At 63.6% G+C, this 22952-nt stretch carries 20 protein-coding genes; 7 read left to right on the forward strand and 13 right to left on the reverse strand.

Going from position 1 to position 22952, the window contains the following annotated elements; all coding sequences use genetic code 11:
* Positions 1–246, forward strand: a 246-nt coding sequence (locus tag YU9_RS0135130) for a transposase (protein WP_027576939.1), incomplete at its 5' end; no start/stop codon positions are given.
* 225 nt (positions 247–471) lie between these two features.
* On the opposite strand, the gene YU9_RS0135135 is transcribed toward YU9_RS0135130, so the two are convergent.
* The 4 genes from YU9_RS0135135 to YU9_RS0135150 all read right to left on the reverse strand — a co-directional run bounded on the left by YU9_RS0135135 (position 472) and on the right by YU9_RS0135150 (position 5859).
* Positions 472–1722, reverse strand: a complete 1251-nt coding sequence (locus tag YU9_RS0135135) for a flavin-dependent oxidoreductase (protein ID WP_027576940.1) — start codon at positions 1720–1722, stop codon at positions 472–474.
* 51 nt (positions 1723–1773) lie between these two features.
* Entirely contained in the window at positions 1774–4125 is a 2352-nt protein-coding gene (locus YU9_RS0135140; RefSeq protein ID WP_027576941.1) for a bifunctional salicylyl-CoA 5-hydroxylase/oxidoreductase, read from the reverse strand.
* Between the two features lie 101 nt (positions 4126–4226).
* Positions 4227–5063, reverse strand: a complete 837-nt coding sequence (locus tag YU9_RS0135145; protein ID WP_027576942.1) for an enoyl-CoA hydratase family protein — start codon at positions 5061–5063, stop codon at positions 4227–4229.
* A 34-nt stretch (positions 5064–5097) separates the two neighbouring features.
* On the reverse strand, positions 5098–5859 hold the full coding sequence (locus YU9_RS0135150; RefSeq protein WP_027576943.1) for an SDR family NAD(P)-dependent oxidoreductase: 762 nt from the start codon (positions 5857–5859) through the stop codon (positions 5098–5100).
* 212 nt (positions 5860–6071) lie between these two features.
* Between YU9_RS0135150 and YU9_RS0135155 the strand changes: the two genes are divergently transcribed.
* From YU9_RS0135155 to YU9_RS0135175, 5 genes are read left to right on the forward strand one after another with little or no spacing between them, the layout of a single operon-like run.
* Positions 6072–6869 carry an alpha/beta fold hydrolase gene (locus YU9_RS0135155; RefSeq protein WP_245266667.1) on the forward strand — a complete coding sequence of 266 codons (798 nt, stop codon included), beginning with the start codon at positions 6072–6074 and terminating at the stop codon, positions 6867–6869.
* 13 nt (positions 6870–6882) lie between these two features.
* Entirely contained in the window at positions 6883–8172 is a 1290-nt protein-coding gene (locus tag YU9_RS0135160) for an acyl-CoA dehydrogenase family protein (RefSeq protein ID WP_027576945.1), read from the forward strand.
* A gap of 2 nt (positions 8173–8174) precedes the next feature.
* The gene (locus YU9_RS0135165; protein WP_027576946.1) at positions 8175–9710 is read left to right on the forward strand and encodes a class I adenylate-forming enzyme family protein; all 1536 of its coding nucleotides are present in this window, start codon (positions 8175–8177) and stop codon (positions 9708–9710) included.
* Entirely contained in the window at positions 9707–10795 is a 1089-nt protein-coding gene (locus YU9_RS0135170; RefSeq protein ID WP_027576947.1) for an NAD/NADP-dependent octopine/nopaline dehydrogenase family protein, read from the forward strand. Before YU9_RS0135165 ends, YU9_RS0135170 begins: the two co-directional genes overlap by 4 nt.
* Before the next feature lie 3 nt (positions 10796–10798).
* The gene (locus YU9_RS0135175; RefSeq protein ID WP_027576948.1) at positions 10799–11791 is read left to right on the forward strand and encodes a 3-hydroxybutyryl-CoA dehydrogenase; all 993 of its coding nucleotides are present in this window, start codon (positions 10799–10801) and stop codon (positions 11789–11791) included.
* On the opposite strand, the gene YU9_RS0135180 is transcribed toward YU9_RS0135175, so the two are convergent.
* The 6 genes from YU9_RS0135180 to YU9_RS0135205 all read right to left on the reverse strand — a co-directional run bounded on the left by YU9_RS0135180 (position 11788) and on the right by YU9_RS0135205 (position 18098).
* Positions 11788–12834, reverse strand: coding sequence for a peptidase M29 (locus YU9_RS0135180; RefSeq protein ID WP_027576949.1), 1047 nt, complete (start codon positions 12832–12834; stop codon positions 11788–11790). The two genes, YU9_RS0135175 and YU9_RS0135180, sit on opposite strands and share 4 nt — an antisense overlap.
* 28 nt (positions 12835–12862) lie before the next feature.
* Positions 12863–13630, reverse strand: a complete 768-nt coding sequence (locus tag YU9_RS0135185; RefSeq protein ID WP_027576950.1) for an ABC transporter permease — start codon at positions 13628–13630, stop codon at positions 12863–12865.
* Complete coding sequence (locus tag YU9_RS0135190; protein WP_027576951.1) at positions 13627–14412, reverse strand: ABC transporter permease; 786 nt, start codon at positions 14410–14412, stop codon at positions 13627–13629. Before YU9_RS0135190 ends, YU9_RS0135185 begins: the two co-directional genes overlap by 4 nt.
* Entirely contained in the window at positions 14409–15254 is an 846-nt protein-coding gene (locus YU9_RS0135195) for an ABC transporter ATP-binding protein (protein ID WP_027576952.1), read from the reverse strand. The genes YU9_RS0135190 and YU9_RS0135195 overlap by 4 nt, the downstream gene beginning before the upstream one ends.
* Before the next feature lie 91 nt (positions 15255–15345).
* The gene (gene ilvD, locus YU9_RS0135200; RefSeq protein WP_027576953.1) at positions 15346–17040 is read right to left on the reverse strand and encodes a dihydroxy-acid dehydratase; all 1695 of its coding nucleotides are present in this window, start codon (positions 17038–17040) and stop codon (positions 15346–15348) included.
* Positions 17041–17114: 74 nt separating this feature from the next.
* Entirely contained in the window at positions 17115–18098 is a 984-nt protein-coding gene (locus YU9_RS0135205; protein WP_027576954.1) for an ABC transporter substrate-binding protein, read from the reverse strand.
* Positions 18099–18257: 159 nt separating this feature from the next.
* Here YU9_RS0135205 and YU9_RS0135210 point away from each other — a divergent pair, with 159 nt between their 5' ends.
* Positions 18258–19175, forward strand: coding sequence for an NAD(P)-dependent oxidoreductase (locus YU9_RS0135210; protein WP_027576955.1), 918 nt, complete (start codon positions 18258–18260; stop codon positions 19173–19175).
* 16 nt (positions 19176–19191) lie between these two features.
* Here the strand turns inward: YU9_RS0135210 and YU9_RS0135215 are convergent, their stop codons facing one another.
* The 3 genes from YU9_RS0135215 to YU9_RS0135225 form a co-directional block, all read right to left on the reverse strand.
* Entirely contained in the window at positions 19192–19755 is a 564-nt protein-coding gene (locus tag YU9_RS0135215) for a flavin reductase family protein (protein WP_027576956.1), read from the reverse strand.
* Positions 19756–19764: 9 nt separating this feature from the next.
* Positions 19765–20994 (reverse strand): acyl-CoA dehydrogenase family protein, encoded by a 1230-nt coding sequence (locus YU9_RS0135220; protein WP_027576957.1) that lies wholly within the window; start codon positions 20992–20994, stop codon positions 19765–19767.
* Positions 20995–21113: 119 nt separating this feature from the next.
* Positions 21114–22382, reverse strand: a complete 1269-nt coding sequence (locus tag YU9_RS0135225) for a CaiB/BaiF CoA-transferase family protein (RefSeq protein WP_027576958.1) — start codon at positions 22380–22382, stop codon at positions 21114–21116.
* Positions 22383–22952 lie beyond the last annotated feature (570 nt).

Raw genomic sequence — 22952 nt, forward strand, 5'->3', positions numbered from 1 at the left:
AAGTCGAAAACTGTCAGGCAAATGATCCAGGCTGCTGGCGCCAGGCTGTGGTACCTGCCGCCATACTCGCCCGACCTCAACCCGATCGAACAGGCATTCTCCAAGATCAAACACTGGATGCGGCAAGCTCAGAAGCGCACCATCGAGGACACTTGGCGCCACATCGGTCACCTCATCCAGGACATCCAGCCTCGCGAATGCGCCAACTACTTCGCCAACGCCGGTTATGCTTCCGTCAAAATGTGAAACGCTCTAGAGCGCGATGAGATCAGGCATGATTGCCATAACGGAGGTGCACCCCTCTCCCGCTTGCGGGAGAGGGTTGGGGAGAGGGTGTTTCCACAATGGGGCAATCTCCAAAAGGAGATAGCCCTCACCCGACGCTTCGCGCCGACCTCTCCCGCAAGCGGGAGAGGTGAAGAGCCGCGGTAATCGATTCAACCTAAAACCATTCCGCTTTAGCGGCGTGCCTCAAGCGCGCACCGCGGCAAGTCCCGGCACTGCGGCAAAGCCTGCCTTTGTCGCATAGCCGCGCACGATGGCTTCGCGCTGGGAATAGCTCAGCACATTGTCGACATTGTCGAAGCCGTCGGGTGCGAGCTGCTCGACCGCGTCGATGACGCCCTCGGGGCCGCCGCGTCGATTGGACCGGACGATCTCGGCCGTCATCGGCAGGCGCTTCTTCTCGTATTCGAGCAGCGCCTGGCGCGGGTGCTCGGCGCGCACCAGCGCGTCCGCAAGGCAGCGCGCGTCGAGGATCGCCTGCGAGGCGCCGTTCGATCCGACCGGATACATGGGATGCGCGGCATCGCCGAGCAGCGTCACTCTGCCCGATGACCAATAGGGCAAGGGATCACGGTCGCAGGTTGGATACTCGTAGAATTCGGGCGTCGCCGAGATCAGACTCTTCACGTCGATATAGGGCACGGAGAAGCGCGCGACGTGCGGCATCAACTCCTCGCGCCGGCCCGGTCGCGACCAGTCCTCCTTGCGCGGTGGCGGAGCATTGCCCTCGCCGACCTTCACCAGCACCGCCCAATTGGTCAGCCGGCTTGCCGCGCTCGATCCTTCCGCGATCGGGTAGATCACCACCTTGGCATTGAGACCGCCGGCCACGATCATGGATTTGCCGGTGAGGAACAGCGGCCAATCGCGGGCGCCGCGCCATAGCATCAGGCCGTTCCAGCAGGGCGGGCCTTCGTTCGGGAATAGCGTCTCGCGGACGCGCGAATGGATGCCGTCGGCGCCGATCAGGATATCGCCACGCGCGGTGTGGACGTGCGCGCCAGCGCGATCGAAGAAGTAGGCCGTGACGCCGCGCTCGTCCTGCGTGAAGGCGCCGAGCCGGCAGCCGGTGTGAATTGCGTCCGGCCCGAGCCGCTCCTCGACCGCGCGATGGATGACGCCCTGAAGGCGGCCACGGTGGATCGAGAATTGCGGCACGTCGTGGCCGGCGTCGATGCCGCGGGCCTCGCGCCAGACCTCCTGGCCATGGCGGTTGAGATAGTAGAGCTGATCGGTGCGGATCGCGACGTCGTCGAGCTTCTGCAACAGGCCGAGCCCGGCCAACTCGCGCATGGCATGCGGCAGCGTGTTGATGCCGACGCCGAGCTCGCGAATGGTGTCGGCCTGCTCGTAGATCTCGCAATCCAGGCCGCGCGAGCGGAACATCAATGCCGTGGTGAGGCCACCGATACCGCCACCGACGATAATCGCCTTCATCGCCCTAACTCCACTCGAAACACAGGCAATGGGTTAACGTCGCACGGGCGGTCACTCCGCCGCAAGCGGCTTTGTCGCCTCCGCCTTGAGCTCGGCCCGGGTCTTGGGCTTAGCCTTAATTCTCAGCTCCTCGAGGTCCTGCCGGTCGCGCACGCTGTTGCGGAAAATCTGATCCTTGCCGGGCAGATATTGCGGCGGGCAGAAGGCGTCGTTTGCTCCATACCAGGCCGCCGCCTTCATGGTGAAGAAGGGGTCGACCAGGTGCGGACGGCCGAGCGCGACGAGATCCGCCCGGCCGGCGGCCAGAATGGTGTTGGCCTGGTCCGCCGTGGTGATGTTGCCGACGCACATGGTGGCCACGCGCGCCTCGTTGCGGACCTGATCGGAGAAGGGCGTCTGGAACATGCGCCCGTAGACCGGCTGCGCATCGCGCACGGTCTGGCCGGTCGAGACGTCGACGAGATCGACGCCGGCCTCGGCAAAGGCGCGCGCGACAGCGACGGCGTCGTCGCCGGTGATGCCGCCATCAGCCCAGTCGGTTGCGGAGATGCGCACCGACATCGGCTTGTGCGACGGCCATACCGCACGCAGCGCCTCGAAGACCTCGAGCGGGAAGCGCAGCCGGTTTTCGAGCGAGCCGCCATACTCGTCCGTACGGGTATTGGTCAGCGGCGAGATGAAGCTTGCGAGCAGATAGCCGTGGGCGCAGTGCAATTCGAGCATGTCGAAGCCGCAGCGCTCGCCGCGCGCGGCCGCCGCGACGAAAGCGTCTCTCACCGCATTCATGCCGGACCGATCGATCTCGCGCGGCACCTGGCTGTCGGGGAAATAGGGTAGCGGTGAGGCCGAGAAGACTTCCCAGCCGCCCTGCTCCAAGGGACGGTCCATGCCATCCCACATCAACTTGGTTGCGCCCTTGCGGCCGGCATGTCCCAGTTGCAGGCAGATTTTCGCGGCCGAATTGCCGTGGACGAAATCCACGATGCGCCGCCATGCGGCCTCCTGCTCGTCGTTCCACAGGCCGGCGCAGCCGGGCGTGATCCGGGCCTCGCGGCTGACACAGGCCATCTCGGTGAAGATCAGCCCGGCGCCGCCGATCGCGCGCGAGCCGAAATGCACGAGGTGGAAGTCGGTCGGCACACCTTCCTTTGCCGAATACATGCACATCGGCGACATCACCGCGCGATTGGCGAGCTTCATCTCACGCAAGCGGAACGGCTGGAACAGCGGCACCATCGGCCGATCGGTGTCGACGTCGAAGCCGCTGCTGCGCACCTGCCTGGCAAACGATTTGTCGACCTCCGCCACGAAATCCGGCGCGCGGAGTTTCAGATTGTCATAGGTGATCGCCTTCGAGCGCGTCATGACGCCGAAGGCGAACTGCACCGGGTCAAAATTCCAGAACCGGTCGACATGCTCGAACCACACCAGCGAGACGTCGGCGGCATGCTGCGTCTTCTCGACCTCCTCGCGGCGGCCGCGCTCATAGACCTCCAGCGCTGCCTTGATGCTGGGCGCCTCCTCCATGGCTTCGGCCAGCGCGATCGCGTCCTCCATCGCGAGCTTCGTGCCAGAGCCGATCGAGAAATGCGCGCTGGCCTTGGCGTCGCCAAGCAGGACCATGTTGTCCTTGACCCAGCGCTTGCTGCGGATCATCGGGAAGTTGCGCCACATCGAGCGGTTGGTCAGCAGCTTGTGTCCATCAAGGAACCAGCCGAAGATGTCCGCCATCCGCGCGGCGGACTGAGCCTCGTCCAGCCCTGTCAGTCCCGCCCGCTCGAACGTTTCAGGGTCGGTCTCGAAGATCCAGGTCGAATGCCCGGCCTCATACTGATAGGCATGGGCGATAAACGGCCCCCACTCCGTCTCCTGGAAGATGAAGGTGAAGGCATCGAGCGGCCTGGTCGATCCCATCCAGGCAAACTTGTTGGAGCGAACGTCGACCTCCGGCTGGAAATGACCGACGTATTTCTCGCGGAAACGGCTATTGATGCCGTCGGCGATGAGGATGAGATCGGCATCGGCGAAGCGGGATTCATCGTCGATGTCCACCTCGAACTGCAGCGCGACGCCAAGCTCTCTCGCGCGCTCCTGAAGGATCAAAAGCAGCTTGCGTCGCGAGCAGCCGCAAAAGCCGTTGCCGCCGACCCGATGCACCGTACCGCGGAAATGCACGGCGATGTCGTCCCAATAGGCGAATTCCTGGGTGATGCGACGGTAGCTCGGAAGATCGCGCTTCTCGAAATTATCGAGCGTCGCATCCGAGAACACCACGCCGAAGCCGAAGGTGTCGTCGGCGCGGTTGCGCTCATACACGGTGATGTCGGCGCTTGGCCGCTGCTTCTTCAGCAGGATCGCCGCATAAAGACCCGCAGGTCCGCCACCGATGATCGCGACTTTCATGGGAGCCTCGCCACTTCAAACCGGCCACGAAAACTATTTTAAGCCTAAAATAATTTCACGCAAGTCCCCGTTGCTGGCCTGGCTGCGGATAATAGCGCCGCTCAGTCGCCCCTGAAGACCGGCTTGACCTTGTTGGCGAAGGCCTCGAAAGCACGCTCGAAATCCGCCGTGGTCATGCACAGCGCTTGGGCAACGGCCTCCGCTTCGATCGCCTCCTCCACCGACATCGCCCATTCCATGGCCAGCATCCGCTTGGTCATGGTGTTGGCGAAGGTCGGCCCTTCCGCGATCTGTTTCGCCAGAATTTGCGCCTGGGGCAGCACCTGCTCCGGCGTGAGGATGCGGCTGAAGAAGCCCCAGCGCTCACCCTCTTCCGCGGTCATGAACCGGCCGGTGTAGAGCAATTCCGAGGCGCGGGACTGCCCGATGATGCGCGGCAGGATCGCGCAAGCGCCCATGTCGCAGCCGGCCAGACCCACCTTGTTGAACAGGAACGCCACCTTGGCCCCGCTTGCCGCGAGGCGCATGTCCGATGCCATGGCGATGATCGCCCCGGCGCCGGCGCAGATGCCCTCGACCGCGGCCACGATCGGCTGCGGGCACGCCCGCATCGCCTTGACGAGGTCTCCGGTCATGCGCGTGAAGGCGGTCAGCCCCTTGGTATCCATCTTCACGAGCGGGCCGATGATCTCGAACACGTCGCCGCCGGACGAGAAATTGCCGCCGGCACCGGTGACGACGATGGATTTGACCGCGTCGTCGAAGGCGCAGGCGCGGAAGAAATCGGTGAGCTCCCGGTAGCTTTCGAACGTCAACGGGTTCTTTCGGTCGGGGCGGTTGAGCGTGACCGTCGCAACGCCGTCGACCACGGCCAGCAGGAAGTGCTGCGGCGAGTAATCCGCAAGCGGAACGGTGACAGGATTGGCGGGTCTGCTCATGCGATCTCCTTGGCTTCCTTGGTCCGGACCTTGCTTAGATTTCACCACCGGCAACCGCGATCGCCTGTCCGGTGATCGCGCCGGCGCCCTCGCCGCATAGCCAGAGAACCGCGTCTGCGACCTCCTGAGGCGTGATCAGGCGTCCCTGCGGATTGTGTTTCGCGAGCTCTGCGACCGCCTGCTCGCGGCTACGCCCCGTCTTCTTCATGATGTTCTCGATGCTGCCGGCAACGAGATCGGTATCGGTGAAGCCGGGACATACTGCATTTACGGTGACGTTGCTTCCAGCCATCTCGAGGGCCAGGGACCGCACCAGGCCGACGACCGCGTGCTTGGCTGCGCTGTACGCACTGACATAGGCATAGCCCTTGAGCCCGGCCGTCGACGCGACCGCGACGATACGGCCATAGGGACGATCCTTCATGCCCGGCAGCACAGCCTGGACGGCATGCACAACGCCCATGAAGTTGATATCGATCATGCGACTGAAGAGAGCGCTGTCCGACTTCGCGAACGGCGCCGATTCAGCGCTGCCCGCGTTGGCAATCAGGATATCGATCGGCTTGCGCGCACTCGCCCCGGCAATGGCGGCTTTCACTGACGCTTCGTTCGAGACATCAGCGACGGCCACAAAGTGCGCGGCACCTGCAGTGACCGCCTCTTCGAGTACAGCCGCGTTCCGGCCAAGCACGGTTACGGTCGCGCCAGCGCCGACGAGTGAAGCAGCTATCGCACGGCCGATGCCGCGGCCGCCACCCGTCACCAGTGCGTGCGGCGAGTGCGGCAATCCGGACATGCGCTGGCTCCCAGGGATCTCGTGATCGTTCTTTCGATATATTTTAACCTTCAAATTTTTGCAACGAAAGCGGCGCTCGTTCCCTCAAATGCCGCCGCGCGAGAGGCGGCCCGAAAATTGCTTTAAGTATAAAATTATCGCTTCCCATCCCCCACAGGCCTGTTAGCATCAAAGGCCCAGCAAAAGGATGTCGCGTGTCGCAGCCTGTGCCAATGATAACAAAGGACGGACGCTTCGCCTATGAAGCCGCGGGCGATCCGGGCGCGATACCTCTGATCTTCCTGCATGGCATTGGCGGCGCGGCGCGGGCCTGGCGGCAACAGCTTGCCACATTCGGCGACCGCTTCCGCGCGATCGCATGGGATATGCCGGGCTATGGCGGATCGGCGCCGCTCGCCAGCATCAGCATCGCTGCCCTGGCGGAGGCGCTCCAGCAGTTCATCGAGCAGCTCGGTGCCAGCAGGCCTGTTCTGATCGGCCATTCCATCGGCGGCATGATCGTCCAGAAGTGGCTGGTGCAGTCCCCCAAACTGGCACGTGCGATCGTGCTGGCGCAGACCAGCCCCGCCTTCGGCAAGGCCGATGGCGACTGGCAGAAATCATTCATCGCGGCACGGCTCGGGCCGCTCGATCGCGGGGAAACAATGAAGTCGCTGGCCCCCTCTCTGGTGAAGGAGCTCGTCGGCGACGATCCCGATCCGAACGGGATGGAGGTTGCCCGCGAATGCATGGGGAGCGTGCCTGAGGCCAGCTATCGCGCCATGATGCTGGCTCTCATCGGCTTCGATCAGCGCAGCACGCTTGGGAATATTTCCGTTCCCACACTGCTGCTGTCCGGCTCAAAGGACAACAACGCGCCTGCGCCGATGATGGCAAAGACGGCGACCTATATTCCGGGAGCCCAATATGTCGAGCTCGCCGGCGCGGGCCATCTCGCCAATCTCGAACGCCCCGGTGCCTTTGACGAAGCTCTCGGCCGGTTTCTGAACTCTCTCGCGACCAAAGCGTAAAGGTAACTGCGCGATGACCATGCAAGTCAGCAAGACGATTGGCACGACCAAGAAGGTCGCGCTGGATGCGCCGATCTTCGATCCTGTCGCATTCCGTTTGAACGACGAGCAGGCCGACATCGTCACGCGCGCCCGCGAGATCGGCCAGACTGTGTTCGCTGCGCGCGCCGCGGCCTACGATCGTGAGGCGGCCTTCCCGACTGAGAATTATCGCGACCTGCATCGCGTCGGTCTGCTCGGCATTGCCGTCCCCAAGAAGCACGGTGGCCTCGGCGCGAACTACCAGACCTACGCCTTGGCGGCCGCTGAAATCGGCCGCTATTGCGGCGCGACCGCGCTGACCTGGAATATGCATGTCTGCTCGACGTTGTGGTCGGGTCCCCTCGCCGACGATCTCGACATGGATCCAGAGACCCGCGCCGAGCACGAGCGACGCCGCGCAGTCCACTACAAGCGCATCGTCGAGGACGGCGCGATCTATTCGCAGCCCTTCTCTGAAGGCGGCGCGGCGGCTGCGGGAGGGGTCGCATTCGGCACCGAAGCAAGGCCGGTCGACGGCGGCTGGGTCGTCAACGGCAAGAAAATCTTTGCCTCGCTCTCCGGCCACGCCGATTATTACGGCGTGCTCTGCACCGAGATCGAGGAAGGCGAGAAGGCCTCGCGCCGCAACACTCTTTACCTTGCGATATCAGCAAAATCGCAAGGCGTCTCGGTCGTCGGTGATTGGGATCCGCTCGGCATGCGCGGCACGGTCTCGCGGACGCTCCTGTTCAAGGACGTGTTCGTGCCGGAAGACTCTGCGCTGATGCCGCGCGGCGTCTATTTCCAGGCTGCAATGCGCTGGCCGCACATGTTCCTGACGCTGTCGCCGACCTATATGGGCCTGGCACAAGCCGCCTATGACTTCACCGTACGTTACTTGCGCGGCGAGGTTCCGGGCATGCCGCCGGTCAAACGGCGGATGTACCAGACCAAGCAGATCGCGGTCGCGCAGATGCAGATCAAGCTGGAGCAGATCAAGGGAGTTTGGTTCCAGGCAGTGACCGAGGCGCGCGCCAATCCGAGCAAGGAGCAGGTTCTGCGCGCCTACGCCGCGCAATATTCGGTGATGGAGGGCGCCAATGAGCTCGCCGCGCTCGCGATCCGCACCTGCGGCGGTCAGGCCATGCTCAAGTCACTGCCGCTGGAGCGGATCTATCGCGACAGCCGCTGCGGCTCCCTGATGCTGCCCTGGACCGCCGAGCTCTGCCTCGACCGGATCGGGCGCGAAGCGCTGTACGAGGCCGGCGAAACGGACGACTGACCGTGGACCTCTGTAGCCTGATCGACCGCAATGCGGCGTTCGCGCCAGACAAGATAGCCATTGCCTTCGAAGGGAAGCGGCTGACCTACGCGGCATTCGCCGCGCGCATCGAACGAACCGCGACGGCCTTGAAACAGGAGCTCGGCGTCGGCCGCGGCGACCGTGTCGCGATTCTAAGCCTGAACCGACCGGATTATCTGGTTCTGCTCTACGCGTGCGCGCGGCTCGGCGCGATGCTGGTGCCGCTGAACTGGCGGCTGGCCGTGGCCGAGCAGCTGTTCATTCTGAGCGATGCCGGCGCCAAGGTCCTGGTGCTCGAGCATGCATTTTCCGGAGTGCTCGCCGAGCTTGGGCAGTCTGCGCCGGGGACATCCATCGTCGGCCTCGACTTCACGCCACCTCGTGGGACGACATTCGAAGATATGCTGACCCGCAGCCAGGGCAGCGGTCGAAACCCGCACACCGACCTCTCCTGCCCGCTGCTCATCGTCTACACGTCAGGAACGACGGGACGACCAAAGGGTGCGGTGCTGCGCCAGGAGGCGCTGCTCTGGAACGGCGTCATGAGCCAGCACATGCACAACATGACGTCCGACGACCACGTGCTGACCGTGCTGCCATTCTTCCACGTCGGCGGCCTCAACATCCAGACCACGCCGGCGCTGCAGCTGGGCGCGACCGTCACGGTCCATGCGCGCTTCACGCCGGATGCCGCACTTGCTGCCATCGAACAGGAGCGGCCGACACTCACGGTGATGGTACCTGCGATCCTTCAGGCAGTGAGCGAGCATCCTGCCTGGGCGGCCGCCGATCTTTCGTCACTCAAAGCCGTCGCCACCGGCTCGACCATCGTGCCTCCGCATCTGATCGAGCGTTTCGTCGCGCGCGATGTTCCTGTGCTTCAGGTCTATGGCTCGACGGAAACCTGCCCTATCGCCATCTACACGCGGCTTGGCGGCGACCTTTCGCGCACCGGATCGACCGGCCTTGCCGGCTTATGCTGTGAGGCGAAGGTGATCGACCAAGCCGGAAACGAACTGCCCGTGGGCACGCCGGGCGAGATCGCGGTGCGCGGCCCCAACGTGTTCTTTGAATATTGGGGCAATGAGGCCGCAACGCGCGATGCGTTGCGCGACGGCTGGTACCGCACCGGCGATATCGGCCTGTGCGACGCCGACGGCTATTTCTGGGTCCGTGACCGCAAGAAAAACATGATCATATCAGGCGGGGAAAACGTCTACCCAGCCGAGGTCGAGCGCGTCTTGCTCGAACATCCTGACGTCAGCGAATGCGCCGTGATCGGCCGGCCCGACCCGCGCTGGGACGAGGTGCCGATCGCCTACGTCATTGCGAGATCCGGCCGCCGGCTCGAAGCGGACGAATTGAGGGCGCATCTTCAGGCACAACTCGCGCGCTACAAGGTTCCGCGCGAGATCGTCTTCGTCACCGATCTGCCGCGGACGGCGCTGGGCAAGGTCCAGCATTTCCTGCTGAAGCAGCTTGATGCGCAGGCCCGCGGGCAAGGAGAAGCATCTTGAAGATCGCAGTTCTGGGTGGGGGAAACGGCTCTTTCGCGGCCGCGGGCGATTTTGCGCTGTCTTGGCATGAGGTGCGGCTTTGGCGCCGCGATGCCGATCAGGTCGCGGCGCAGCGCGCCGCAGGAACGCGCATCCTGGTCAAGAATCACAACGGCCACCACCACGTGAAGCTCGCGCTGGTCACGACCGACATCGCCGAGGCCGTCGACGGCACGGAGCTGATCCTGTGCCCCGCGCCCGCCTTCGCGCAGCCGGATATCGCCCGTGCGCTCGCGCCGCATTTGCGCGACGGTCAGGTCGTGTTTCTGCCACCGGCGACGTTCGGCTCGATGATCTTCGCCCAAGCGGCCCGAAATACCGGCAACCATGCCAAGGCGAGTTTTGCCGAGACCGGCACGCTGCCCTGGCTGACGCGCAAGCACGGAGCATTCGAGGTCGCGATCACCATCCGCGCCAAGCGGCTTCCGGTGGGCGTATTCCCGCTTGATCAGGCGCCGCATGCGCTCGAAGTGATCGGACGCGCTTTCCCAGGCGTGATCGAACCGTGCGGGGATGCGCTGTCAGGCGCACTGATGAACGCAGGCCCGATCATCCATCCGCCGCTGATCGTGATGAATGCGGGCCCGATCGAGCATTTCGAACGCTGGGACATCCATAAGGAAGGCACACAAGCCGCGATCCGGCGAGTCACCGACGCACTCGACGCCGAGCGGATTGCGGTGCGCGAGGCGCTCGGCTACGGCGCGCCGCATTTTCCCCTCGCTCACCATTATGCGAGAGAAGGCGAGATCTGGATGTATGGCCGCGGTTCGCATGACCGTCTGACCGATTCCGGCGACTGGCGAGAGCGGATCGTGCTGACCGAGCACCGCTACATGCGTGAGGATCTGCGGCTCGGGCTGTCGCTGCTGGTGTCCGTCGCGGGCCTGGCTGGCGTGGCCACGCCGCTCGCCAAAGCGTTCCTGTCGATCGGTGGCGCGGTCTGCGGCGAAGATTTTGCGCAAGGTGGCCGGACACTCGAAACACTAGGCCTTGGCGATCTCAGCAAGGCCGAACTGCAGACGCTGCTTCGCAATGGATTCTGATCGATGACCAATCGCGTCAACATTGCTTGTCTCGGAGCCGGCCGCATGGGGCGCGGCATCGCCGTCGCGTTCGCCTATGCGGGGCACCGGGTCACGATGATCGACGTCAAGACACGCTCGGCAGAGGAGTTCGCCAAGCTAGAGGCGGATGCACTCGGCGAGGTCACGACGACCTTTGCCAGCCTGTCGAAGCTGGGGCTCTTGACCGAGGCAGACGTCGAACCGCTCATCGCCCGGGTCTCGGTGATCGCTGCCGGCCAAAGCGAAGACGCGCTATCCGAAGCCGGCATGGTCTTCGAGGGCGTTCCCGAGGTCGTCGAACTCAAGCGGGCGGTGCTCGGGGCGGCTTCAAAACAGGTCGGTCCGGATACGGTCATCGCATCGACGACGTCGACCATTCTCGTCGATGATCTCTCCGGTGCAATCGTGAACCCGCGTCGCTTTCTCAACGTGCATTGGCTCAATCCGGCCTATCTGATCCCGCTCGTCGAGATTTCTCCGGGCAAATCAACCGATTCCGCCATCATCGAGCAAGTCAAGGCGCTGCTCGACGGCATCGGTAAGGTACCCGTGGTCTGCGCCGCGACCCCCGGTTTCATCGTTCCACGCATCCAGGCGCTGGCGATGAACGAGGCCGCACGCATGGTCGAGGAGGGCGTCGCCAGCGCTGAGGAGATCGACAAGGCGATCCGCTACGGCTTCGGCTTCCGCTACGCCGTGCTCGGGCTGCTCGAATTCATCGATTGGGGCGGCGGCGACATCCTCTACTACGCAAGCAGGTATCTGGAAGGCGCGCTCGGCAGCGAGCGCTATCGGGCGCCGGACGTCATTTCACGCAACATGCATGAAGGCCGGATCGGCCTGCGCACGGGCGCAGGATTTCTCGACTATTCCGGGCTCGACGTCGATGCCTATCGCGCGAAGCGCCTCCAGGCCATGGTCGACCTGCTCCGGCACTTCGGACTGGCGCGGCCCCCGGTGCTCGACCGCAGCTAGCCAAACACGTCCTGCAGCACGCCCTCTCGAACCACGGCGACGCCGTCGAGCTCGATCGTCGTTCCCATCATCGGCAGGTCGAAATGTCCCGCCGTATAGCGCCCTGCGAATTCATTCGCGCCGGTCGAGAACAGGAAATTGCCGGAGACGGCTCGGATCTCGGTGCCGTTGGTGTCGCGCTGATCGTACATCGAGAGCGCCTCGTACCGCGCGCCGGGGTTCATGCCGAAGCCCACATGCGAGACGGCATAGGCTTCGCGATCCCCCCATGCAGCGAGATAGGCGCGCATCATCGCGGCGTCGGTGCCTTCGCCCTCCAGCTCGACGACGTAATCGTCCTTCAGGGTCATCTTCACCGGCGAGGTCAGGTAGCGCTTGAAGGTCAGGTTGATGTCGCCGGGCGCCATCACCAGCGTGCCGTTGATGGTCCCGCTCTTGGGAAAGCTGACGACGATGCCGCCGGGCCAATGCGCCAACGTGCCGGGCTTGTCGGTCCAGCCCCACACACCGACCGTGGAGGCCCCGACCATGTCGACGTCGAGAGCCGTGCCGGCTTTCGATGTGACGCGCATCCGCTTGGTCCCCCGCAGCAGCTTCGCCGCGGCACGGACACGCTTTTCGAGTGCGGAATCCGGCACCATGCGCTCCAGCGCTTCGGGATGCTCGTTGGAGATCACCAGGATCCGCGCGCCGGCTTTAAGAATCTCCGGCGTCTCCACCGCGTGCATCAGTCCTTCGATGGTGCAATCCACGACAAATCCAGCCTGCTGAAGCGCCGTGATGACTGGACCAAGCTTTTGGATGGCCTCGCTTGCCCCAGTCGAGCGGACCGGAACAACATGACGGTTACGCGGTGTCGGCATCACCACGTGAAATGGCCGGGCTCCCATGCGCAGCAGGGCCAGCTCCGCCAGATGCACGTTCAACGCGCGCGACTGGGTTTCCGAAAGGATTGCCGCGGTATCGCCGGCCTTGACGGCGCATCGCTCAAAGATCTCGCAGAATGCGTCGATCCATTTTGCCTCGATGCGATCAGCCAGCATGGTTCTCTCCCGGTCTTCTCTTTGTTCGTTAGGCTTCGGGGAAGCCCCGGAGCAAGTACGAGCGCACTGCCCCCAACACGCCGTTCAGGATCAATCCCAGCAGTGAGATCGTGATCAGCGGCACGAACATATCGACGGCCTGGAAGGTCCGGGCCGCCGTCACGAGCGCGTGCCCCAGTCCGTCCGTCGACGTGATCATCTCGGCCAGAAACACCACGATGCAGGAAATGACAAGGCCGATCCGGCATCCGGTCAGGATCGACGGCATCGCGGCGGGCAGCACCACCTTGAAGAGGATTTCATAGCGCGGCGTTCCTGCCGCCATGGCCGACCAGATCAGCTTCTGCTCGACGGCCGATGCACCATAATAGGTCGAGAGCAGGATGGGAAAGAGCGCGTCCGCGGCCACCAATGTGACCTTCGATCCGTGGCCGAACCCGAGCAAAAGCAGGAGCGCCGGATAGAGCGCAACCTTGGGCAACGGCGCCAATACGCGGACGATGGGACGGACCACCGCGTTGATCGCCGGATTGGCGGCGGCAGCGATGCCGATACTGACCCCCAGCAGGACCGCAATCGCGAACCCGGCAAACAGGCGGATCAGCGTTGCCGCGATCTCCTGCTGAAATGTCAACGTCACGAGCTGCTGAAGCAGCCGGCTGAAGACGAAGCCCGGCGGCGGCAGCAAGACCGCGGGCGCAAGGCCGAATGATACCAGGCCCTGCCACACCGCGATCACCAGCACGATCGGCGCAATCCCAAGAAAGACGTTCGGGGAGAGAGGGCGCGACATCATGAGAAGCTCAGCGGCATGTCGAACTGCGGCTCGGACCAACGCACGAGTCTGGCGCGAATCCTTTCGAAAATCGCGTCGAGGCAAATTCCCATCGCCCCCACAATGATGATCATTGCAAAGACGGTGTCGTACTGGCCCATGTCGAGCGCATTGAACAGGATATTGCCAGCGCCCGACTGACGGGCGATCATCTCACTGGTGATCATCGTGATCAGCGCCAGCACCAATCCCGTGCGGCACCCAGTCAGGATTTCCGGCAGCGCCGCGGGCAGCACGATCCGCACCAGGCGTTGTGCGGGGGAAAGTCCCATCGCGGCACCTGACCACAGCATCTTCTCTTCGACAGCCTTGGCACCCTCGAAACTGTGGTAGATCACGGGGAGGCTAACGCCCAGGAAGATCACCAGTGTCTTGGTGACGTCGCCGACGCCCAACCAAAGCATGATAATCGGCATCAAGGCGGCCTTCGGCACCGGATAGATCACCATCAGGAGTGGATTGAAGAAGGCCGCGACGGTCCGGCTGCGTCCCATCAACAGGCCCAGCGGAATCGAAACCAGCACCGCCACGCCGAACCCGATCGCCATGCGGCGAAGCGAATCGAGGATGTTCGTCAGGGACTCCTTGTCGCCGAGAATGTCCGGAATTGCCCGGACCGCCTCGACCGCCGTGGGGAAGCTGTCGTTCTTCAGCGCGAGCGAGGCAATCTGCCACACGGCCAACAACCCGATGCAGGCCAGCACCGGAGCAGCCCGCCTGGTCAAGACCGCCGGCGACATCATGTTGGCGCTCCGGCTTCGTCGCTCTCATCGAACATGCGCTCGATATTGACGACGTACTTCTGGTACCGCGGATCGAGCAACAGTTCGTTGCGGCGGCGCGGCCGCGGCAGATCGATGTCGATGACCTGCCGGATTCGCCCGGGCGATTTCGACATCATGACGACCTTGTCCGAGAGGAAGACAGCCTCGTCGACCGAATGAGTGACAAATAGCACCGTCTTGCGGTCGCGCTCCCAGATGTTCAGAAGATCGTTCTGCAGGCGGGTCCGGGTATGCGCGTCGAGCGCACCGAACGGCTCGTCCATCAGCAGCACTTCGGGATGGTAAGCAAGCGTGCGCGCCAGCGCCACGCGTTGCTTCATGCCACCCGACAATTCCTTGGGGTAGAAATTCTCAAAGCCCTTGAGGCCGACCATCTCGATCAAGGCCCGGCCCTGCGCTTCGGCCTCGGCGGTGCGCACACCTTGCTGGCGTGGTCCGTACATCACATTGCCCAGCACGGTCTTCCAGGGAAACAGGGCAAACTCCTGGAACACCGGTCCGCGGTCCGGACCTGGTCCCGTGATCGCCCGCCCCTTCATCTTCGCCGCGCCGCTGGTCGGATTGACGAAGCCGCCGACAATATAGAGCAGTGTCGACTTCCCGCAGCCGGACGGGCCAAGGATGGAGACGAAAGCCCCCTCCTCGATCGTCAGCGAGATGTCCGATAGCGCCAAATGATCCTTGCGCGCCGAGGTCTGAAAGACCTGCGAAACGCGATCGATCTCGATGATTGCGGAAGCCGGCTCTTGTGACGTCACCGGTCTCCTCCATTCGCTCGATCTCGCAGGCACTACCGTCATCCCGTCTTCCGTCTCACTCGCACGAACGTTCAGCGGCACAAGGTTAGCAAGAAGCCTGCCAGACCGGCCGTCCTTCGCACGCGTGCGGTCGTCATTCGAACCACGGCCATTCTGCCGGGCCTTCATGCGTAACGGCGCCGCCCGGCGCCTGGCCGACCAGCCGCGCATATTTTGCGAGCGCACCTGCACGGTGGCGCGGCGGGCGCGGCTTCCAATCGCGTCGCCGCGCGGAGAGCTCCTGCTCGTCGAGCAGGACATCCATCCGCCGGTTTGCGGCATCAATCCGGATCCTGTCGCCGTCGCGAACAAGCGCCAGCGGACCGCCAACAAATGCCTCGGGGGCCACGTAGCCGATGCACATGCCGCGGGTCGCGCCGGAGAACCGGCCATCGGTGATCAGCGCCACTTTTTCGCCCATGCCCTGCCCGTAGATCAGCGCGGTGACGCCGAGCATTTCGCGCATGCCGGGTCCGCCGACCGGCCCTTCATTGCGGATCACGAGAACCTCGCCCGCCTTGTAGCTGCGATCACGAACCGCTGCGACGCAAGCTTCTTCATCCTCGAAAACGCGCGCAACGCCTTCGAAGAACTGGCTCTTCAAACCAGCGACCTTGATCACTGCCCCGTCGGGACAGAGATTGCCCTTCAGAACTGCCACACCACCGTCAGGCATGATCGGCGCGCGGGCCGCGCGCACAACCTCTCCATCGGGGGGGTTGGCCCCACCATATTCTTCGGCAAGCGTGCGGCCGGTAATGGACAAGCAGCTGCCATCGATATGCCCGCTCTGGATCAGCTCACGGATCACAACCGCCGCGCCGCCGATGTCATAGACATCCTTTGCGGTGTATTTGCCACCGGGGCGCAGATTCCCGATCAGGGGTGTCCTGGCAAAGACCTCGCCGACGTCGTCGATGGTGAACGCAATGCCGGCTTCGTTCGCGATTGCAGGCAGGTGCAGCGCGGCGTTGGTCGAGCCGCCCGTCGCGGCAACGATCGCCGCGCCGTTCTCCAGGGATTTTCGGGTCACGATGTCGCGCGGCAGTGGCCCACCGCGCTCCAGCATTTCCATGATCAGCCTGCCGGCGCGCCGCGAGATCTGCGCACGCTCCACATAGACACCGGGCACCATCGAGACGTTGGGAATGGTCAGTCCTATCGCCTCCGAAACCATTCCCATGGTGTTCGCGGTGAATTGGCCGGCGCACGCGCCGATCGTCGGCAAGCAGGCACGCTCGATCCGCTCGAGCGTGGCGCCATCGATCTCACCGGTCATGAAGCTGCCGACAGCCTCGTAGGAGTCGAGCACCGTCAGCGTGCGTCCATCCACGCGGCCAGGCAGCGAGCTGCCGCCATAGATGAAGATGGACGGCACGTTGCAGCGAACCATGCCCATCATCACGCCGGGAAGGGTCTTGTCGCATCCGCCGTATCCGATCAGCCCATCGTAGGCCAGCCCATGCACAACGGCTTCGATCGAATCGGCGATCAGCTCCCGCGAGAACAGCGAGAATTTCATTCCCTCGTGGTTCATGCTGATGCCGTCGGAAACCGAGATGGTCGAGAACTCGCGCGGTGTGCCCCCGGCCTCCTCGATTCCAGTTTTGGCTGCAGCCACCTGGAAGTCGTGGGTCATGTTGCAGGGCGTCTGCTCGCCCTTCATGCTCACGATGCCCACCATCGGCTTGGCGATCGCAGCGTCGTCGAGCCCCATGGCGCGCATGAATGCGCGATGCGGGGCTCGGTCGAGCCCGTCCGTGGTGACGCGTGATCGCAACTTCTTCATATGTTCATCTTCTTCATGCAGCGGCCCGGACGATCCGGAACGCCACGATCTTGCACGCGATAACTCGCCCGCTTCTATTGCAGCGGAGCGACGATCGTCTGATGCTTGAACTGTGCGACATCCAATTTCGGCAGCATTCCTGTCTCTGCATAGATATCCAGCATCTTCTGGATCGCCGGGAAGTTTGGTGCTGCGCCCGGATCGCGACCGAAGTCGTTGTCCTTGAGCAGATAAGTCTCGAGCACGGGAACGGGCGCCTTGAGCACTTCGGACACCACCTTCAAGGTTTCCTCGCGGTTGGCCAGCGCCTTCTTCATGCCGGACGTGATGTCGCGGACGTAGGCTTTGACCAGCTCCGGATTCTTGTCGACGAAATCGGCACGGCAGGCTTCGAGGATGTGCACGATGTTCGGCATGGCCTGGGACAGCGAGAACAGCTTCCTGGTGCCGCCCTTCGCCTCCGCGCGCGCGGCAAACGGCTGGTTCATGTTGACCGCATCGACGCGGCCTTGGCGCAGCGCGTCCTCGGAAACGGCAAAGCCGACCTCGACCAGCTTGATGTCCTTGGCGGGATCGACGCCATTCTGCTTCAAGAGCAGATTGAACGGCCCCTGCGTGCCGCCACCGATCACGGAAATGCCCACCGTCTTGCCCTTGAGATCCGCGATTGTCTTGATGGGCGAGTCATCCTTGACGGCCCAGTAGACCGAGAAACCGCCGGGCTTCTCGAAAACGTGCTGTGCCACGATATACGCCTTGAGATTCCCACCGACGACGCCGTTGGCGAGCGACAGCGGCGCCTGGGTCGCACAGTCCAACGCACCGGCCGCCAGCGCCTGCGTCATCGGCGCGGTGCCCTGGAATTGGGTCCATTCGATATTGTAGATCTTGCCGATACTGGGAAATTCGGTCGGCCTGCGCATCATCCAATATTTGGACTCCTCGGCCGGGATCGTCCAGCCGACGCGGATCGTCTGCTGCGCCCATGACGGGCTTGCTCCAGCGCTCACGGCTGCTGCCGCCCCCAAAGCCAGGACCCACTTCGAAACGGTTCGCATCGTGCCACTCCGCTGCTCCGGCGCCGACCGGCGCCCCCACCCGACCGGCTCAAATGTTTCATGGTTCAAACAATCAGGCAAGCCATGCGAGCGGGGCGGTTCTGCCGTCCGATGCGCAATGTATGGTAAGGCGGCGTCTGCGACAGAAGGAGGCAACCTATGGCTGATGAGAGCAAGGCAAACCCGCAAGGCACCCGGAGGCTCGGCTATCTCGGCCTGGGACTCATGGGAACGCCAATGGCCCGACGCCTGCTCAAGGCCGGCTACCAAGTCGCTGTCTGGAACCGCTCGGAGGGCAAGGTGGCGCCGCTCGTCGATGCCGGTGCCAGGCGGGCGGTCACGCCCCGCGATCTCCTGGCAAACTCGGATATCGTCTTCATGTGCGTGACGGATGCGGCGGCGGTCGAGGAGGTGATCTTCGGGCCCGAAGGTCTGGCAGCAGGCTCTGGCGCGGGCAAGCTCGTGGTCGACTTCTCGTCAATCCATCCGGACGCAGCGCGCGATCTTGCGATGCGATTGGAAGACGCAAACGGTGCCGCCTGGATCGATGCGCCGGTGTCCGGGGGCACGAAGGGCGCCGAGGAAGGCACGCTCGCCATCATGGCGGGCGGAGAAGCTGGCGACATCGAGAGGGTGCGGCCCTATGTGCTGGCCATGGCGCGCAGGTTCACTCACATGGGCCCAGTCGGCGCTGGCCAGACCACAAAGCTGTGTAACCAGGTGATCGTCGGGTGCGCGATGGCCGTTCTCGCGGAAGCAACGCGCCTTGCCGTGAACGCCGGAATTGATGCCAACCGATTGCCCGAAGCGCTCGCCGGCGGCTTTGCGGATTCCATTCCGCTTCAGCTCTTCGTGCCACGGATGGTGCAGGGCATTCACACCCCGCCGCTTGGCCACATCGCCACGATGCTCAAGGACCTCGATACGGTTGCCGATGTCGCACAGGCGACGTCGACGCCGGTGCCGATGGCTTCGCTTGCCGGACAACTCTTCAGGCTGGCGAAGGCAGCGCGAGGTGCAGAAGCGGACGCGTTGGAGATCTACAAGCTTTCAGCGGCAGAGCGCCACGCTGTCTAGGGCGACCTGAAGAGCGTTACGGCGCCTTCTTGCGCTCATCGTCGGCTATGAAGCGACCGAACGCCCCCCGCGCGAAGAGCAGCGGCTCGTTCGCATTGTAGGTGTAAGCCTCGACCGCGCCGAGAAAGATCACGTGGTCGCCGCCATAGTAGCGATTCACGGAGCGGCATTGAAAGTTGGCGACGCTCTCGGCGAGCACTGGCGCGTTGCCGAAGCCAGGTGTCCAGCTGACGCCGGTGAACTTGTCGTCCGACGATTTTGCGAATTTGTTCGCAAGTGCTTGTTGTGAAGCGCCAAGAACGTTGACGCTGAAATGGCTGGCGTTCTGGAAGATGGTCAGGCTCGAGGAATAGACGACGAGGCTCCACAGAACCAGTGGAGGATTCAGCGAGACCGAGGCGAACGAATTGCACGTCAGTCCGTAGGGCTTGCCGTCAGGCGCTGCCGCCGTGATGATCGTCACGCCCGTTGCATAGGTTCCGAGCGCGTTGCGAAAGTCGCGAGGATCGATCTGCGAGCTGTCGCTAGCGAACTCGTTGGCGGGATCGGGCGCCCGGGGCTGCTTCGGCAGATCATTCATCGGCCGACCTCACAGCGTGAGATTCTCGGACGGCAGGCCGAGCGCCACCCGCCCATAATTGGTCCCCGCCGCATCGAAGTTGAACGCGAGATGCGAGTTGATCGCGTGCGCATCGCGGAACTGCCGCTGCAACACGCCGCTCGTGAATAAGCCACGCGCGCCGCTCGCGGCAAACAGCATCGAAACCGCGTCCGTGCACAAGTTCACTGAAAAAGATCCGTCGCGCCGATATCTGGTCTTGGTCGCCATGTCAGGGATATGACCGCACCGTGCGTTCTCCATGGCATCGAGGCAGGCGGACCGCATGATCAGGCGCGCGGCGTCGATCTTGGCCGAGGCCTCCGCGATCTTGATCTGCGTGCTTTGAAAATCGCTCAGCTTGGCGCGGTTGTAGGTCGAAATGCGATGACGCGCGACCTCCGTGTAATCGTCAAGACACGCCTGCGCATTCCCCAGCGCGACACCGGAGAGGACGTAAGGAAATAGCGAGAAGACGGGCAGCGCATACAGCGGGTTCGGATTGACCGCGCTTCCCGGCGTCGGGCCACCTGAGAGGTCGCCGACAGCGATCGTCATATGGTCAGCCACGAAGGCGTCCCTGACCTCCACGTCGCAAGATCCCGTCCCGCGCAGTCCGGCGACGTTCCAGGTGTCCAGCACCTTGTAATCGCCTTTCGGCAGCAGAAAGATTCGATACTCGATGCCATCCGCCTCGTCGTCGGAGTAGACTACGCTTGCCAGCATGTTCCATTCGCAGGAGGCAACGCCCGACGAGAATGGCCAGCTGCCATGCAACTGGTATCCGCCCTTGACCCGCGTGGCGCGTCCGGCGGGAAAAATGAACGAGGATGCGATCAGCGCGTCCGGATCACGGCCCCAGACCAGATCCTGCGCCTTCTGCTCGAACATGCCGAGCATCCAATGATGGCTCGCCAGATTGGCCAGATTCCAGGCTACCGATGCATCCGCCTGCCCGAGCAGCTCAGCGCAATCGACGAGAGCGACATAGTCGAGCTCGGCGCCGCCGATCCTGGCCGGTTGGAGCATCCGGAACAGGCCGGCGCCATGGAGATCCATCTCGGTTTCCGACGGGAGATGCCGCAGTTCCTCCGTGCGCGCCGCCCGCTCACGTAGTCGCGGCAGGAGGGCCCGGGCCTTCGCGATCATTGCGGCATAGGCGCCTTCGCCGGCTTCCGACCCGGTGGAGCGCCCTATGCTCGGCTTTCGGTCCGGCGCCATTCGTGTCCCTCAATTTCACGTATTTATGCGGCCGCCCCTTCGCCAAATCAAGCCAATGCAGCCTGCATTGCGAAGCATCGTCCCGCACGCTGCGCAATGCCCGGTGCCATGAGAGCGGCTCACATCGGCGTCGAGGGTTTGCCGGAGCCAAAAGCACCCTTCTGGGTAAACTCTTTGATCCGACGTTCGTCGTAACCGAGGATACTACGCAAAACCGCCTCGGTATGCTCGCCCAACCGGGGTGCAGCAACGGGATCGACCGCATCGGTTAGGCTCATCGTGATCGGCGGCTCGATGTTGGGCACCCATCCCGCCGTAGGGTGCGGAATCCGGTTCAGGCGATGGCGCTCGCGAGCCTCGGGTGCATTGAAGCCCTCCTCGACTGTCCGGAGATAGCCGACCGGGATATTGGCCAGCTTCATCTTCGCCATCCAGTTCTCCAGAGTATCGCTTGCAAAGACCTCCGCAATGGCTGCCCGCAAGAGCTCCTTGTTTTCCGAACGGGCCTTGCGCGTCGCAAACCGCGGATCGATGATGAGATCAGGCCGATTCAGCACCTCGACCACGAGCCGGCGGTAAAGCCGGTCGTTGGCGCAGGCCATGTAGAGCGGCCCGTCAGAGGCCTCGTACACGCCGACGGTGGGAGACCCGCTGGGCGAATTGCCGAACCGGCCGGGGTTTTCGCCATTGATGAGGTAAGCCATGCCGTAGAAGCCGGTCATCCCCATCGCAACGTCGAACAGAGCGACTTCGACACGTTGCCCACGGCCGAGCCGGTCGCGCGCTAGCAGCGCCAGCAGGATGGCATTACAGGCAGACATCCCTGTCGCCATGTCGACGATGGGCGGTCCGGTACGAACCGCCGGGCCGTCGGCAAATCCATTGAGCGACATGAAGCCGCTCTCCGCCTGCGTGATGGGATCGAAGCCGGGGCGCGAGGCGAACGGTCCGGAGCGGCCGTAGGCGGAGATCGAGCAATAGACCAGCCGTGGATTGAGCGGCGCGACCGACTCATAGTCGAGCCCGAACTTCTTCATGACCCCGCTTGAGAAATTTTCCACGACCACGTCCGCCTTGCGGATCAGATCCAGCGCGATTTCTCGAGCCTCCGGCACGGCAAGGTCGAGCGCAATGCCGCGCTTGTTGCGGTTCAGGCTGAGATAGGCGGCGCTTTCGCCGCCGATCTCGGCGTGCTCATAGGCACGCGTGTCGTCCCCGCCATCGGGATTCTCGATCTTGATGACGTGCGCGCCAAAATCGGCGAGCGTCTGGGTGCAGGCCGGCCCGGCGACAACACGCGTAAAATCGACGACCAACAGACCATCGAGCGCACTCGGCCCTCCCGTTCCTCGCGACGAACGTACCGGCAATTGGGGCTTGGTGGGCATCGATAGCGCTCTCCCTTACATCGGCTTATGGCCGCCGAATTCCTTGCAAGAGCAAACTTAAAGCCCGGCGCCGCCGACTTCGCAAGTGCCTCGCCCGCATCTCCCGAATACGCAACAAGGGCCCGGCAGCCACCAGGCTGCCGGGCCCTTCGACATTCTGAGCGTGCAGGCCGCGCTACGCCCCGCGCGGCCATTCTACGTTGTCCACGTTCCGCATCGCGAGAAACCCCGGTCGCTCCCTCAACGGAGCCACTTTCGCCAGTAGAGCGTATGCGACCAGGCCCAGGGCAATCCGCATAGGCGTTAAGGTAGCGCGAGCATCGATTGATACGGACGTTTTCGAGGAGGCTCGCGCAGGTGCCGCCCAAGCGCTCGCTTTCTGCGGCGGAAGCAACGGATGGTTGGTTGTGGAATGATCGCTTGTAGCAAGGATGCAACGAGTTGTTGCAAAACACGCCAAGCGCCAGGTGCCGTCAGGCGGCCTGCATCCAGCGGGGAGAGTCCTCGAAGTCGCGGGCAAGCGGCTCGAGCAGCAGGATGATCAAGAGGTGTGCCAGCAAGTAGGGCTTG

The sequence above is a fragment of the Bradyrhizobium sp. WSM1743 genome (assembly GCF_000473065.1).
GTDB lineage: Bacteria > Pseudomonadota > Alphaproteobacteria > Rhizobiales > Xanthobacteraceae > Bradyrhizobium.